Below are 12,771 nucleotides of genomic sequence, written 5' to 3'. Positions count from 1 at the left end.
TTGCTTCCCCCGAGAAGCGAGCGTCGGCACGTGAAAGCGGTCCAGCTCGGTTGTCGATTGAACGCTAGTCGTCTCGATGGTGTCTCACAGAGGAATTCAGATTTTAAACATGAAATTCCTCATAGATATACGCTATGAGGAGCCGTGCTCGTTCACAGTGCGGCGTTGAGCCCGAGCGCACCCGCGCAGACCGCGAAAACGATCACGAGGGCAACGGCATCGCGCCTGGTGGGGGCGCTGGGATGGGCCGTGAGCATGCCCGTGCCACCGCGCGCGGTGATGGCCTCGGCCAGCTCGCCCGCCCGCCGCGACGACACCGCCATGCACGCGGTGAGAATGTCGATGAGCGGATTCGCGTCGGAGGCGCGATGCAGCAGGCTCTCCTTCGGGCGCAGCTTGCGGGCCGCGCGCAGCACCCGGATCTCGTCGAGCAGCAGCGGCAGCCCGCGCAGGGTGAGCGCGACGACCACCGCCCACTCGTCGACCGGCAGCCGCAGCTTGCGCAGCGGCGCACCGAGCTTGGCCAGCGCCGGGGCCACCTCGCCCATCGGGGTGGTGAACGCGATCAGCAGCGAGGCCGCGACCAGCACCAGGCCGAACACCACCACCTGCGCGTAGACCAGCACCCCACGCGTTCCGTTGGGGATGTTGACCAGCGCGCCGAGCACGATCAGCCCCCAAAACCACAGCGGCAGGCGCGGCAGCGCGCCGAGCGGAATCCTGGCCAGCACGGCGATCGCGATCAGGAACGCGATGATCACGCCGAGCACCGGCCACGCGGGCCAGAACATCAGCAGCAGACTGATGGTGAACGCCGCGATCATCTTGGTGCCGGCCCAGAGGCGGTGCACCACGCTGTTCACGGGTACCTCGCGCAACAAAACGGTACTCATCGGGCCACTCCGTTCCCCGGTTCGTTGCGTGAATTGTCCAGTCGCCACAGCGGTTCGGTGTGCGCGGCGACGGCGCCCACGGTCTGGCGCGCGGTCTCGACGATCACCCCGGAATCCAGGTGGACGGTGCGATCACAGACCACCGACACATCGGCCACATCGTGGGAGATGACGATCAGGGTGAGGCCTGAATCACGCAGGCGGGCAAGCAGTTCCACCACTTCGGCGCGGCCCTGCGGGTCGAGTCCGGCCAGTGGTTCGTCCAGGACGACGACCTGGGGATGGCTGGCGACCATCGCCGCGAGCACCACCCGTTTGGCCTGACCGCCGCTGAGTTCGTCGACCGAGCGGGCCGCGAAGGCCCGGTCGAGGCCGACCGCGTCGAGCGCGCGGCCCACCGCGCCGGAACCGGTGGCCTTGCCGCCCCAGTCGGCGATCTCCTCGCCGACCGTCTGCTTCTGCAGTTGCAGGCGGGAATGCTGGAACGCCAGGGTGACGCGCCCGATCTGCTTGTCGACCGGGGTGCCGCGCAGTTCGCAGCGGCCCTCGCTCGGGGCGATCAGGCCGGCGATGATCCAGGCCAGCGTCGACTTGCCCGACCCGTTGCCGCCGACCACGAGCAGTGCCTCGCCGCGGCGCACCGACAGGTCGACACCGTGCAGCGCCGGTGCCTCCCACGGTGTGCCCCGGTTGTAGGTGTGGCGCACGTCGGTGAGCTCGAGGATGGGTTCGCCCATCGGTGCCCGGCGCCGGTCGCGGGCCGGTTGCGGCCAGGCCGCGAGCCGGTCGACCATGCGGCCCTGCGCCAGGTGGATCACCCGGCCCGCGGCGCTCGCGTCGGCTTCGTGGTGGGTCACCAGGACTACGGCGGTGCCGTGCCGCTCGGGCAGCCGGGCCAGCAGGGCGACCAGGTCGCGGCGGCCGTCCGGATCGATCATCGAGGTGGCTTCGTCGGCGATCAGCAGGGCCGGGCGCCGGGCCAGGGCCGCGGCGACGGCGAGGCGCTGCTGCTGGCCACCGGAGAGGGTGGCGGTTTCGCGGCGGCCCATGCCCTCGAGGCCGACCTCGGCGAGCAGCGCGTCCACGTCGACCTGGGCGGCGAGCTCGGGCGGCAGGCCCCACACCACGTCGTCGGCGACGGAGACGCCGAGGGTCTGGCTCTCGGGACGTTGCAGCACCAGCGCGGTGCCGCCGAGTTTGCCGAGGCCAGCCGAGCCCGGCCGGTCGACGGCGCCGCAGGTCGGTGGTCGGCCCGCGAGCACCCGGGTGAGCGTCGATTTGCCCGACCCGTTGTGCCCGACCACGGCGACGAACTCGCCGGGCCGGATGGTGAGGTCGATATCGGCGAGTGCGTCGGTGGCGGCTCCCGGATACCGGAAACCGACGCCGTGCAGAGAGACGGGCAGCGGTGCGATCTGCCGGTCGTCCTCGGGTGCGTCGAGGCGGTCGCTGCCCGGCAGCCAGCGCAGCCGGTCGAGCACCGAGCCGAGCACGAACCAGGAGACGACGGTACTCACGAATACGCCGAGCGCGACCGAGCCGCCGATGTAGAGCCACCACCAGCGCAGCACGGCGTCGGTGGCCTCGGTCGCCATCCGGCCGAGCGGTTCGAGCTGCGCCTGTCGTTCGGCGAGGTTGTTGATGCCCTCGGCGGTGCTGCGGATGGCGTCGAAGAACAGCTGCCTGGTCCTGGCGAACAGCAGCAGGCTCGCCACGGAAAACAGCCCCCAGCCGAGGCCCGCGACCAGCCCGAGCGCCAGCACGGCGGCGAATCCGCCACCTCGTCGTTTGACGATGCCGACGATCCCGGCGATGGTCGCGGCGCCGAGCACCCCGAGCGCGGGCATGATCCCGGCCGCCACGAACGTCACCAGTCCGGCGGCGACGGTCGCGGTGACCAGTGCCCGCAGCCGGTACCGGTGGGCCAGCAGCCCGAGCGGAACGGCCGCGACCAGCTGCAACGCGGCCGCCATCGGCACCAGCGACCCCACGGTGATGAGGCCGACGGTGAGCCCCGCCATCACCGCCCCGGTGGCCAGCTCGATGGGACGCAGTGGTCCGCGAGGAAGATCCGCGGGCTTGTGATTCACGTGTCCAGTCTGCCAGGGGGTTGCCCCACCGGGATATGCGCGGCGTGTGGATTATGTGTGGATCCCGTGTGCCCGCCTGGTGGTGGGCACGGCGCGCAGGCTCAGATCCGGGGCTCCGCCAGCCAGCCGCCCATCGCCACCGTGCGGAAATGGGTTGTCAGAGCGTGGTTTTCGTCGATGACGTGCAAGGCGATGGCCGGGTCGGGTGCGTAGTCCATCACCCGATGCGGCGGAGTGATCTCCCATTCGCCGCCGAGGACCGAGGCGGTGCTCGGGCAGGTGATCATCGGCTTGCCCGCGAAGGTGGTGGCGATGGGGGAGTGGGCGTGGCCGGTGAGCACGCCGATGATGCGCTGGTCGCCCGCGACGATTGCGGCCAGCCGACCGGGGTCGGCCAGCGCGATCACGTCGACGATCGGGCTGAACAGGTGGTTCGGCGGGTGGTGCAGGGCGATGAGGATGGGGCCGTCGGCGGGCGCCTCGGCCAGGGCGGCGCGTAGCCACGTGTACGTGTCCTCGGACAGTGCACCGCTCGGCTCGCCGGGGATGCTGGAATCGAGCATGAGGATCGTCAGCGGGCCGACGCGGTTGGCGCTGTTGATGGGTGCCGTCGAGGCGGGCTCGCCGAGCAGGCCGGTGCGGAAGTTCGCGCGGTCGTCGTGGTTGCCGGGGAGCAGGTAGACCGGGATGTCGGCGGTCAGGGCCAGGCGCGCCTCGGCGTACTGCTCGGGTTTGCCGGAATCGGTGATGTCGCCGGTGACGAGGATGACGTCGGGCCTGCGCGGCAGGTCCGCCAGATAGCCCATCACCGCCTCGACCCGTTCGGTATTGCGTGCGCTGAGGTCGAAATGGGTGTCGCTGAGCTGAGCCGCCAGGATCATCGGCAGTCGCTTTCTTCTCTGGGATCGCTCCGTTGCGTCAGAGTGCGCCGGGATGACTCATCGGCACCCTTCAAGGCTAGATGACCTGCGCTTATTCGTCTGCATGAGCCGTGCCACGGACCGAAACCCATCGGCTGGTCTGTGTGCGTTTTCACCGCGCGGAAGCTCACGTTCTCCTGCGCGAATCAGCCTGTTGTAGTAAGTGTATTCCGCTGAGTGGGATCGGATGTTTACTCGAGCGGAAGGTCGAATCCGTGAAGTGCCCGCGTCTGGCCGACGAACCGGCCACCGGTGACACGTTCATCTGCGTGGCCAAGGTCGAGGGCAAAGAAGTGCGCGTGGATGTGCGGGTCGAGGACGGCGAAGGCTCGGTGGAGTACAAGAGCCGCGATATCGCGTTCGACCTGGCGGCGACCGCGGCCGACATCAGCACCGAAGCCTCGAACCAGCTCGGTTTCGCGGTGACCGTCGACTGTGGTCAAGGCCTGAAGATCGCCGAGGTCGGCAGCACCTTCACCTGTACGGCGGTCGAGGCCGAGGCCGAGGGCGATACGGCGACCGTCGTGGTGACCGCGCGCAACGACGGCAGCAGCAGCTGGGAGATCACCGGGTAGCACCGGTGCGGCGGTCGGCCTCGGCGAGCAGGTGAGCCGCTTCGTCGGGGTCGGTGGTGAACGGTGCCCAGAAGTCGGGGCCCGGGGTGGCGCGCAGGTCGAGGACCGGTGGGGTGAGCCAGTCGGCGTCCAGTTGCAGCCGCCAGGAGTGCAGATGGGTGCGGGGGAGGGCGGCGGTGCGGTCGAACAGGGGGTCGCCGAGGATCGGGTGGCCGGTCCAGGCGAGCTGCACGCGGATCTGGTGTCGTCGCCCGGTCACCGGTCGCAGGGCGAGCAGGGCGCGATCGTCCTTGCGGGCGACGGTGGTGAACGTGGTGAGCGAGGGGTAGTTCTTGGCGGGCAGCAGGTCGGCGTCGTCGACGAACCACCGGTCGTCCTCGCGGCGGATCGCCTCGCGCGGCGCCGCGATCCGCACCCGGTTCTTGCGTCCCACGCTCAACGGCAGGTCGAGTTCACCGTGGTCGGGCAGGTCGTCCCCGGACACGATCGCGAGATAGGCCTTGCGCGCGGTCTGCTTGTTGAACTGGCGGGTGAGCTGCCCGTGCGCCGCCAGATCGGTCGCCAGCAGCACCAGCCCGGAGGTCACCTTGTCGATCCGGTGCACCGGGTACACCTGTGTCCCCGCCGCCTGCGCGATCTCGACCAGATCGGTGTCGTGCCGCTCCCCGGTCACCGAAATGCCCGACGGCTTGTTCAGCGCCACCACCGCGTCATCGGCGAACACCGTGTACGCCTCGCGCACACTCAGCCAATCCATCTCCACCACAACACCCTAGAGAACGGTGTCCTGCATCCCTTCGACACGGTGCTCCGAGCCGAATTCACGCGCGGCGGAGGCGGTGGGGGCGCAGGCGGTTGAAGCCTCGGACGCGGACGCTGCGCAGGTGACGGATGGCGAATTCGGGGTGGTCGGCGAGGGCTTCGGCGGCGGCGTCGTCGATGAGGATGTTGGCGGGGCGGGCGACGCCGGTGAGGCGGGCGGCGATATTGACCACCGAGCCGTACAGGTCACCGAAGCGTTGCAGCACCTCACCGTAGGCGAAGGCGACGCGCAGTTCGGGGGTGCCGCCCACGAGCATGGTCGACTCCTGGATGGCCAGCGCGATCCGGGCCGCGTCGATCGCGTTCTCGGCGGCGAACATCACCTCGTCGCCCACGTTCTTGATCACCCAGCCGCCGTTGTCGGTGATCGCGGCGGTGGTGGTCGACTCGAAAGCCTCCAGCAGCGTGGACAATTCGTCGGGATGCAGGTGCCGGGTGAGCCGGGTGAACCCGACCATGTCGGCGAAACCGACGGCCAGGGTGCGGGTGGATCCGTCCCCGGCGTCGTCGATGGAACGCGCGATGGCCGCTACCAGATGCCTGCGCCACACATACGCCTGCAACTGCTCGACCTCGGCGAGGGTGTCCTCGGCGGCCGCCCTGATCCGCTCGGCCACGGGCAGGGCGGGATCGGCCGCCTCCGCGCGGACCTTGACCTCGGCGAGCACCAGGTCGGCCTGCCATTCGGCCAGCCGCGCCAAGCCCTGACCGATGGTGCGCGCCGCCGCCGCCTGCTGCCGGAGATTCGACGCCGCAACCACTTTCATGCCGCGGAAGGTGCTGACCGAGTCGATATCGATCTGGGCGTAGTCGACGGCTTCCTCGGAGTTGGCGGGGAAACCGAGCGCCGTCCACAGCCGCCGGGATTCGCTCTCCGGTACGCCGGAGAGCTCGGCCACCTGGGTTCGGTTGAACCGTCGTGGGCCGCCCAGTAGCGCCTCCTCGACGATGCGCTGTACCAATTCGGTCATCTCGGGCTCCGACATACCTGAAACTTTACGGCCACCGGCTGTACACCCGGGGATGCTCACCTTCGGCCTTGGCATGGTTCACAACAATGACGCCCCACACAATTGTTCACCCGCCGGTGCCCTGACCTGGACGATTACCTGTGGGTGAGCTAGGGACGGGAAAAGTGCGTACTTCTGTGCCGCCGGGTTGGCGCCCACACTCGGACTCATGAACAACGTGACCGTGCTCGGCACCGGCGCGATGGGCACCGCGATCGCCCAGGCCTTTCTCGCCGCCGGCTACCGCACCCATGTCTGGAACCGCAGCCCCGAGCGCACCACGGCCCTGGTGGCGGCGGGTGCGGTCGCCCATCCCGCCGTCGCCGATGCCGTCGCCGCGAGCCGGGTGATCGTGACGACCATGACGACCTTCGCCGCCACCCGCGACAGCCTGGACGGTACCGGTGAACTCGCGGGCCGCGATCTCATCACGCTGAACAGCGGAACACCGGCACAGGCAAGGCAATTCGCGCGCTTCGCGCATTGCGTGGGCGCGCGTTACCTCGGTGGCGCGATCAAGAACGTGCCATCGGCCGTCGGAAACTTCGACACCCTGCTGTATTTCGGTGGCGACCGCGCCGTCTTCGACACCCATGTCGAGACCTTGCGCGTACTCGGCGGCGACGTCGAATTCCTCGGCCCCGACCCCGACCTGGCCGCACTCTACGAATCCGCCGTCGGCGCAACCCTTCTGCCCACCCTGCTCGGCATCTTCGAGGGGGCGGCGATCCTTGCCTCCCGTGGAATCCCTGCCGAGGCGATGGTCGGGTACTCGGTGAAATGGTTGCGGATGATCGAATCCCTGCTGCCGATCCTGGCCACCGAGATCGACACCCAGGACTACAGCCGCCTCGGCGCCACCGTCAACCTGTTCCACACGGCGGTCCCCGACGACACCCAGCTGGCGGCGGAGACGGGCGTCGATATGAGCTGGCACGAACCCATCCACCACCTGCTCCGTTGCGCGGTCGCCGAGGGGCGTGGTGACCAGAGCATCACCGCCCTGTTCGAGTTGCTCGCCGCCGGTACTCAGCAGAGCGCGCGAGCTCGGGGGTTGTGCGGCTGATCCCGCAGGACCTCCGTCAGGGCCGCCGCCGCTTCGACGAGCGCCCTGGATCGTCGGGTGAGTGCGGCCTCTCGGGTGGCGAGGGCGTCGCGTAGCTCTCCCGGCCCGCTGCGCCGGAACTGGGTGAGCACCGTGCGCAGGGTGGTTATGCCGTAACCCGCGCGCCGCAACTGGTGCACGATCCTGGCGTCGCGCACCTGTTCGGGCGTGTATCGCCGCGCCCCTTTCGAGCGCTCGGGAACGACCAAACCCTCTGCGTCCCAATGCCGCAGCGTGGAAGTTCGGATGCCGAGCGCGTCGGCGAGTTCGGCGATGCCGAGTGCGTCGGAGTCGCGCACATCCGCGATCGGCTCGGCTCCGATACCGGCCGCCGCCCGCACCGCGAGCGCCAGCTCGCCGCGTTCGGTGTGCAGGGCGGCGTGGGCCGCGTCGAGCCCGGCAAGTGCCCGCTCGGTGTCCCCGGCGACGGCATCGCGCATGATCGCCTTCGCCGCCACCGGGCCGGTCCCTTCCGCCAGCGCGCGGTAGGCCCGGGCGGCCGCGACATGCGCGTCTCGATAGTTCCGGTGGCCGCCCGGCGACCGTTGCGCGGCGGGCAGCACACCGTCGTTCTCGAGGTCGCGCACCTGCTGCACCGAGTAACCGGCCGCCCGCGCCACATCGACCGTGCGCAGTCGGTCCGAATGGAGCTTTGTCACGAGTTCTCCTGGTGATATCGCGTCCGAGTCCACACAAGCACTTCAATGCGACGCTTGAAGCATGCAGATTACCGAGATCGACGACTTCGTGAGCGGACTCGACGGTGTGCTCGCCCTGCGACCCACCGAGGGCAGTGACTTCCCCGAGATCAGCTGGGGCGACGTCTTCTACTACTACGCCCCGGACGGCGTGGTGCCCCGTGGTCAGCCCTTCGCCACGATCGTCACCAAGAACTATCCCGACGACACCGCTTCCGGCCTGGACCGGCCCGGTGCCTTCCGCGTCAACGTCGCGGTCGGCACGGACACCTTCGCCGAATACGCCGACAATCCGCTCGCCGACAACACCTTCGCCCCGCATCCGCAGTACGCCCGCGCGCACTGGCTTTCGATCACGAACCCCGGCCCGGACAACGCCGAGGTGCTGCGTGAACTGCTACGAGAAGCCCACGGCCGCAACAGAGCACGCGTCGAACGCCGTTCAGGACATTGACGGTCGAGTGGTGTGCCCGCGGAACGCTCCCGCGCGGGCGGCGAGCGCAGTGCCGGCCGCCGCCCGCCCCGGCAACCCCGGATCCGGCGGGGTGCGCAACAGCATCAGGCAGTGGTACACCGGGGCCGTCGCCGCGATGAGCAGCGCTCGGGCATCGGTGTCGGCGGGGATCTCGCCCCGTTCCACGGCCCGCTCCACGACGATCTCGCACTGCGCGTAACGGTCCTCCCACATCCGCGCGAGCCCCTGCGCGGCTTCCGTCGACCGGAACGACACCGCGATCAGCGCCGACGCGATCGACGGTTCCGCGAGCAACGACTCCTGGATCTCCTCGTTCAGCGCGGTCAGATCCCCGGCGAGCGAACCGGTATCGCGCGGCTGCCAGTCCAGATCACCCGCCGCCGCGATGACATCGGCGAGCAGCCCGCCCACATTGCGCCACCGCCGGTACACGGTGGTCCGATGCACACCGGCACGTTCGGCGACGGAGTCGATGGTCAGCGCGTCGTAGCCGTTCTCGGCCAGCTCGGCGCTGACAGCGGCCAGTACCTGCTCCCGGTTGCGGGCGGTGCGGCCACCTGGGCGCGGTTTCGGTTCGCTCATGGATCTTCTTCTTGCTCGCGGGGAAATCCTGTGGCACCATACTAATGCAATTGTTGTCGCACTAGTGAGGTTGCCGATGCTCCTTCGAAGCGTTCATCACGTCCTGCGGTCCGCTCGGTCCGCTTCCTCGAATGCTTCGGAGTGCTTGTATGCCAACCCAACTCACCGCACGCGCGGTCAGCAAATCCTTCCTTGGGCGCCCGGTCCTCGATGAGGTGACGTGTGCGTTCGCCACCGGCGAGCGCACCGGGATCATCGGCGAGAACGGTTCGGGCAAATCCACCCTGCTGCGCTTGCTGGCCGGCCGCGAACTGCCCGATTCCGGCGAGGTGACGGTCCGGGCCGACGGTGGCGTCGGCTACCTCGCCCAGGACGAGGAACTCCCACCGCACCTCACCGTGCAGCAGATCATCGACCGCGCCCTGGCCGACCTGCGCGCCATCGAGGACCGTCTGCGAACGCTGGAAGCCGCCATGGCCGACGGTGACGGCATGGCCGAATATGCGGAGCTGACAACCCTTTTCGAGCTGCGCGGCGGTTACGACGCCGAAGCCGAGGTGGAACGGGCCCTGCACGGTCTCGGTCTCGGACTCGTCGCCCGCGATCGCCGCGTCGGTGACCTGTCCGGTGGCGAACAGGTCCGATTGCGGTTGGCCTCGGTGCTGGCGGCCGGCACCGAGGTGCTGCTGCTCGACGAGCCGACCAACCACCTCGACGACACCGCCATGACCTGGCTCGAAGACCACCTGCGCACCCGTCGCGGCACCATCGTCGCGGTGTCGCACGACCGGCGGTTCCTCGAACGCGTCGCCACCGACCTGCTCGAGGTCGACGCCGACCGCAGACGAGTGATCCGCTACGGCAACGGCTACGCGGGCTACCTCACCGAGAAAGCGGCGGCCAGGCAACGCTGGGAGCAGGCCCACGAACAGTGGCAGACCGATATCGCCCGCCTGCGCGAGACCGCCGCGACCACCGCCCGCGCCGTGGCACCGGGCCGGGCGATGAAGGACAACAACAAGATGGCCTACGACCGGGCCGGTGGTCGCGTGCAGCAGTCGTTGGCCAGTCGTGTCCGCAATGCGGAGGAACGTTTGCGGCGGCTGCTGGCCGACCCGGTACCCGCACCGCCGCAGCCGCTGCGGTTCACCCCGGTGCTTCGGACGCGGCGGGTGCAGGGGCAGGTACTCGAAGCGGTCGACGTGGCGGTCGAGGGTCGGCTGCACCGTACGAGCCTGTCGATCGCGGCGGGGGAGCGGGTGCTGATCACCGGGCCCAACGGCGTCGGAAAGACCACGCTGCTCAGGGTTCTCACCGGTGAAGTCACACCCGACGGTGGCACCGTGACCCGGCGCGGACGCATCGGCTACCTGGCCCAGGAGCCTTCGTTCCCCGACCCGTCGCAAACCCTGGCCGCCGCCTTCGCACACGGTCGCGCCGGCGACTCCGATGAGCACACCGAACAACTACTCGCCCTCGGCCTGTTCGATCGCGCGCGACTGGACACCCGCGTGGCCGACCTGTCCACCGGCCAACGCCAACGCCTGGCCCTTGCCCGCCTCGTCACCGAGCCCGTCGACGCCCTGCTCCTCGACGAACCGACCAACCACCTCTCGCCTGCCCTGGTCGAAGACCTGGAAACCGCCCTGAGCACCTATCGCGGTGCACTGCTGGTCGTCAGCCACGACCGCCGCCTGCGCTCACGCTGGCGCGGCGCCCACCTCGCCCTCGGCGCCACCGCCACCGTCTGAATCACGAAGGAGCCCCCGTGCCCGCACCCGACCCGACCACGCCCCATCCCGTTCCCGACCGCACCCGGGTGATGCTGCTGAAACCGCACGTGACCTCGCCCTGGATCGAGGTGGGCGACTTCACCTACTACGACGATCCCGACGACCCGACCGCCTTCGAAACCCGCAACGTCCTCTACAGCTACGGTCCGGAGAAGCTGGTCATCGGCAAGTTCTGTGCCATCGCCACCGGCGCCCGGTTCATCATGAACGGCGCCAACCACCGCATGGACGGTCCGTCGACCTACCCGTTCCCGGTCCTCGGGGGTTCGTGGGCCGACCACATCGACCTGGTCATGGACCTGCCGAACCGTGGCGACACGGTGATCGGCAACGATGTGTGGATCGGCAACGGCGCGACCTTGATGCCCGGCGTCCGCGTCGGCAACGGGGCGATCATCGGCACCGGCGCCGTGGTCACCGCCGATGTTCCCGACTACGGAATCGTCGGCGGCAACCCGGCCCGGCTGATCCGAACCCGGTATCCCGCAGCCGAAGTCGAGCGCCTGCTGGCTTGTGCCTGGTGGGACTGGCCGCTCGACCACATCACCCGCCATATTCGAACTATCATGGCCGGTAGCGTCGATGCATTGGAATCGGCTGCCGCCGAGCTCGATTCGGATCGACGCGCCGAACCGAAAGGCCAGCAATGCCCATCCGATTCCGCCAGCGCAAATCCTTCGGCCCCCTGAAGTTCAATTTCACCCAGTCGGGCCTGTCGTCCTGGGGCATCAAAATCGGTCCCTGGTCCTGGAACTCGCGCACCAGGAAGAACGCCGTCGACCTCCCCGGCCCCCTGAGCTGGCGGCAGCGCTGAGACTCAGCCGAATTCGCGCGCGACGGTGACGTTCACCGTCATCCCGCACATCGGCGCCGCGACCACCATCGCGCTCACTGTCACAGGCCGGCAGGTACTTTCGGCCGCCATCGATCATCGCGGCTGGTTCCAGCTGCCCGCGAAACCGGTCACCACCAGGCGACTGGCTGGGCCGGCGGCCCTGATCGCCGGGTGCGCGCTGGTCCAGCCGACCTAGAGCAGGAGATCTTTGGTGAGGGCGTCGGCGACCATCGTGGCGATCAGGTCGATGAGGGGCGGGACGCGTGCGGAGTCCTCGTCGAGCACGATCAGCCAGGCGTAGAGCGGGCCGAGAACGAGGGCCTGCAGGACGGCGGGGTCCGGTCGGTGCGTCACCTCGCCGCGCTCGATCGCACGGTCCACCACGGTGGTGATGATCGCGCGCTCCACCGCGAGGAAGGTCGAGGCGAAACGGGTACGCAGATCGGGGTCCGCGCGCACGTCGGCCAGCAGGCCCGACAGCGTGTCGGCGCCCGAGCCGACCAGCTGTGCGGCGATCTGCTCGATCAGCGTGACCAGGTCGCCGCGCAGGGAACCGGTGTCGGCGGGGGACTCCTCGCCCAGGTCGTGCAGCAGGACGGCGAAGGTCATCTCCTGCTTGGAGGAGAAGCGCCGGTAGATGGCCGCCCATGAATGGAGTACGCCCATGATCACTTGGGCCGGGAGGTGCTCGGCACCTCTGCTGTGCGCCGTCATCTTCGAGCCGGCCTCGTAGATCCTCGCCACGGCCGCCTCGGTTCAGTTGCTGATCGGCATCCGCCGACCGGTCACACCGCGTCCGATCGAAGCCCGAGCCGGACGGTGATCCGTGGCCGTCCGCGTGAGCGAGGGATTCGCACGGACGGCGTCACGGACCGTCAGATCTGGTCGGAGAAGCGCAGGTCCCGGGAAGAAATCACGATGGGCCAGCCTAATTGTCCGACCGGCCCCGGCATCCCGAGGCGACCGTAAGGAT

Annotated in this window: 15 protein-coding genes; 7 read left to right on the top strand and 8 right to left on the bottom strand. The window is 69.1% G+C overall.

Annotation, left to right across the window (positions count from 1 at the left end; all coding sequences use genetic code 11):
• Positions 1-152 precede the first annotated feature (152 nt).
• The 3 genes from AB0I19_RS11895 to AB0I19_RS11885 all read right to left on the bottom strand — a co-directional run bounded on the left by AB0I19_RS11895 (position 153) and on the right by AB0I19_RS11885 (position 3,864).
• On the bottom strand, positions 153-893 hold the full coding sequence (locus tag AB0I19_RS11895; protein WP_357147550.1) for an energy-coupling factor transporter transmembrane protein EcfT: 741 nt from the start codon (positions 891-893) through the stop codon (positions 153-155).
• Positions 890-2,983 carry an ATP-binding cassette domain-containing protein gene (locus AB0I19_RS11890; RefSeq protein ID WP_357147547.1) on the bottom strand — a complete coding sequence of 698 codons (2,094 nt, stop codon included), beginning with the start codon at positions 2,981-2,983 and terminating at the stop codon, positions 890-892. The genes AB0I19_RS11895 and AB0I19_RS11890 overlap by 4 nt, the downstream gene beginning before the upstream one ends.
• Before the next feature lie 101 nt (positions 2,984-3,084).
• A complete protein-coding gene (locus AB0I19_RS11885; protein WP_357147544.1) occupies positions 3,085-3,864 on the bottom strand; it encodes a metallophosphoesterase in 780 nt (259 codons plus the stop codon).
• A 110-nt stretch (positions 3,865-3,974) separates the two neighbouring features.
• Between AB0I19_RS11885 and AB0I19_RS11880 the strand changes: the two genes are divergently transcribed.
• Positions 3,975-4,478 (top strand): DUF4333 domain-containing protein, encoded by a 504-nt coding sequence (locus AB0I19_RS11880; protein WP_357147541.1) that lies wholly within the window; start codon positions 3,975-3,977, stop codon positions 4,476-4,478.
• Here the strand turns inward: AB0I19_RS11880 and AB0I19_RS11875 are convergent.
• Together AB0I19_RS11875 and AB0I19_RS11870 are read right to left on the bottom strand one after the other, a co-directional pair.
• A complete protein-coding gene (locus AB0I19_RS11875; RefSeq protein WP_357147741.1) occupies positions 4,468-5,235 on the bottom strand; it encodes an RNA pseudouridine synthase in 768 nt (255 codons plus the stop codon). The genes AB0I19_RS11880 and AB0I19_RS11875 overlap by 11 nt on opposite strands.
• A gap of 64 nt (positions 5,236-5,299) precedes the next feature.
• Positions 5,300-6,286, bottom strand: coding sequence for an adenylate/guanylate cyclase domain-containing protein (locus tag AB0I19_RS11870; RefSeq protein WP_357147538.1), 987 nt, complete (start codon positions 6,284-6,286; stop codon positions 5,300-5,302).
• 193 nt (positions 6,287-6,479) lie between these two features.
• On the opposite strand from AB0I19_RS11870, the gene AB0I19_RS11865 reads away from it, so the two are divergent.
• The gene (locus AB0I19_RS11865; protein ID WP_357147535.1) at positions 6,480-7,376 is read left to right on the top strand and encodes an NAD(P)-binding domain-containing protein; all 897 of its coding nucleotides are present in this window, start codon (positions 6,480-6,482) and stop codon (positions 7,374-7,376) included.
• On the opposite strand, the gene AB0I19_RS11860 is transcribed toward AB0I19_RS11865, so the two are convergent.
• Entirely contained in the window at positions 7,340-8,074 is a 735-nt protein-coding gene (locus AB0I19_RS11860; protein ID WP_357147532.1) for a MerR family transcriptional regulator, read from the bottom strand. The genes AB0I19_RS11865 and AB0I19_RS11860 overlap by 37 nt on opposite strands.
• Before the next feature lie 61 nt (positions 8,075-8,135).
• On the opposite strand from AB0I19_RS11860, the gene AB0I19_RS11855 reads away from it, so the two are divergent.
• Positions 8,136-8,567 (top strand): DUF6194 family protein, encoded by a 432-nt coding sequence (locus tag AB0I19_RS11855; RefSeq protein ID WP_357147530.1) that lies wholly within the window; start codon positions 8,136-8,138, stop codon positions 8,565-8,567.
• Here AB0I19_RS11855 and AB0I19_RS11850 read toward each other — a convergent pair.
• On the bottom strand, positions 8,556-9,170 hold the full coding sequence (locus AB0I19_RS11850) for a TetR/AcrR family transcriptional regulator (RefSeq protein WP_357147527.1): 615 nt from the start codon (positions 9,168-9,170) through the stop codon (positions 8,556-8,558). The genes AB0I19_RS11855 and AB0I19_RS11850 overlap by 12 nt on opposite strands.
• Before the next feature lie 149 nt (positions 9,171-9,319).
• Between AB0I19_RS11850 and abc-f the strand changes: the two genes are divergently transcribed.
• The 4 genes from abc-f to AB0I19_RS11830 are packed head-to-tail and all read left to right on the top strand — an operon-like array spanning position 9,320 to position 11,994.
• On the top strand, positions 9,320-10,921 hold the full coding sequence (gene abc-f / locus AB0I19_RS11845; RefSeq protein ID WP_357147524.1) for a ribosomal protection-like ABC-F family protein: 1,602 nt from the start codon (positions 9,320-9,322) through the stop codon (positions 10,919-10,921).
• A 17-nt stretch (positions 10,922-10,938) separates the two neighbouring features.
• On the top strand, positions 10,939-11,652 hold the full coding sequence (locus tag AB0I19_RS11840) for a CatB-related O-acetyltransferase (protein ID WP_357147521.1): 714 nt from the start codon (positions 10,939-10,941) through the stop codon (positions 11,650-11,652).
• A complete protein-coding gene (locus tag AB0I19_RS11835) occupies positions 11,610-11,777 on the top strand; it encodes a DUF4236 domain-containing protein (RefSeq protein WP_084457272.1) in 168 nt (55 codons plus the stop codon). The genes AB0I19_RS11840 and AB0I19_RS11835 overlap by 43 nt, the downstream gene beginning before the upstream one ends.
• 25 nt (positions 11,778-11,802) lie before the next feature.
• Positions 11,803-11,994 carry a DMT family transporter gene (locus AB0I19_RS11830; RefSeq protein WP_357147518.1) on the top strand — a complete coding sequence of 64 codons (192 nt, stop codon included), beginning with the start codon at positions 11,803-11,805 and terminating at the stop codon, positions 11,992-11,994.
• On the opposite strand, the gene AB0I19_RS11825 is transcribed toward AB0I19_RS11830, so the two are convergent.
• Positions 11,991-12,542 (bottom strand): TetR-like C-terminal domain-containing protein, encoded by a 552-nt coding sequence (locus AB0I19_RS11825; protein ID WP_357147516.1) that lies wholly within the window; start codon positions 12,540-12,542, stop codon positions 11,991-11,993. The genes AB0I19_RS11830 and AB0I19_RS11825 overlap by 4 nt on opposite strands.
• Between the last annotated feature and the right edge of the window lie 229 nt (positions 12,543-12,771).

Source organism: Nocardia sp. NPDC050413 (assembly GCF_040655475.1).
Lineage (GTDB): Bacteria > Actinomycetota > Actinomycetes > Mycobacteriales > Mycobacteriaceae > Nocardia > Nocardia coubleae.
This window is presented reverse-complemented; position numbering and strand designations above follow the sequence as displayed.

Bases quoted from the DNA above. Each gene is read 5' to 3' on its own strand.
- AB0I19_RS11855 (WP_357147530.1), top strand. From the start codon at position 8,136: ATGCAGATTACCGAGATCGACGACTTCGTGAGCGGACTCGACGGTGTG.
- abc-f (WP_357147524.1), top strand. From the start codon at position 9,320: ATGCCAACCCAACTCACCGCACGCGCGGTCAGCAAATCCTTCCTTGGG.
- AB0I19_RS11850 (WP_357147527.1), bottom strand. From the start codon at position 9,170: ATGAGCGAACCGAAACCGCGCCCAGGTGGCCGCACCGCCCGCAACCGG.
- AB0I19_RS11870 (WP_357147538.1), bottom strand. From the start codon at position 6,286: ATGTCGGAGCCCGAGATGACCGAATTGGTACAGCGCATCGTCGAGGAG.
- AB0I19_RS11865 (WP_357147535.1), top strand. From the start codon at position 6,480: ATGAACAACGTGACCGTGCTCGGCACCGGCGCGATGGGCACCGCGATC.
- AB0I19_RS11885 (WP_357147544.1), bottom strand. From the start codon at position 3,864: ATGATCCTGGCGGCTCAGCTCAGCGACACCCATTTCGACCTCAGCGCA.
- AB0I19_RS11875 (WP_357147741.1), bottom strand. From the start codon at position 5,235: ATGGATTGGCTGAGTGTGCGCGAGGCGTACACGGTGTTCGCCGATGAC.
- AB0I19_RS11835 (WP_084457272.1), top strand. From the start codon at position 11,610: ATGCCCATCCGATTCCGCCAGCGCAAATCCTTCGGCCCCCTGAAGTTC.
- AB0I19_RS11895 (WP_357147550.1), bottom strand. From the start codon at position 893: ATGAGTACCGTTTTGTTGCGCGAGGTACCCGTGAACAGCGTGGTGCAC.